The organism is Erwinia sp. MYb416, assembly GCF_037479575.1.
In the GTDB taxonomy this organism is placed as follows: Bacteria; Pseudomonadota; Gammaproteobacteria; order Enterobacterales; family Enterobacteriaceae; genus Erwinia; species Erwinia rhapontici.
Genome location: NZ_JBBGYT010000203.1, coordinates 1 through 681, shown reverse-complemented (window position 1 = coordinate 681; position 681 = coordinate 1). Strand labels below are relative to the sequence as shown.

At 39.9% G+C, this 681-nt stretch carries 1 protein-coding gene; it reads left to right on the top strand.

From position 1 onward, the window contains the following. A partial coding sequence (locus tag WH277_RS01890) for a protein rep (protein ID WP_339504071.1) occupies window positions 1-681 on the top strand: 681 nt, incomplete at both ends.

The window sequence follows — 681 nt, the reverse complement described above, 5'->3', positions numbered from 1 at the left end:
GAATAACAGATCGTAAAAAAGAAAGTTTTAAAACAGCGAATAGCTTTATTATTCGCGGACGCATTGAAGATAATGAAACGCTAACAAAACGTGGTGAACGTTCGTTAAACTGCGCCCAGCAACGTTATATTGTTTCAGTAAATGGAAAAGCTCACACAATATTTACTCATCGCTGCCGATCTCGTCATTGTCAAAACTGCCAAAGAATAAAGGCTTTTATATGGCAAGAGAAGATGAAAGAAATAATACCAGAACTTACTTTAAACTTTAAAAATGGTAAATATCTTTTCATTACTTTCACTGTGAAAAACCCGAAGATAAAAAACCTTCGTTCTGTCCTTTTATGTATGTCTCGTGCTTACGCTAAGATGTTCCAGCGTAAGGCGTTTCGTTTCGTTGTGGGTGGCATTCGTTCTACTGAAATCACAAGAGGCAAGAGCGGGAGCGACGAGGCTCACCCTCACTTTCATGCGATAATTTGCTTAAAGACTACATACTTTAAAAAAGAGAACTATCTGAGTGCTGACGAGGGGGGGCGGCACTGGGGGGAGTGCTTAGAGGCTGAGTTTAAAAAAGATGGCTTGGTTTATAACGCTGCTGACTATCCTAAAGGTTTTCCGCGTGTGGATATTCGCGTTGCGAAATCGGCGGATGGTAAAACAGAAATCACAAATAAAAATA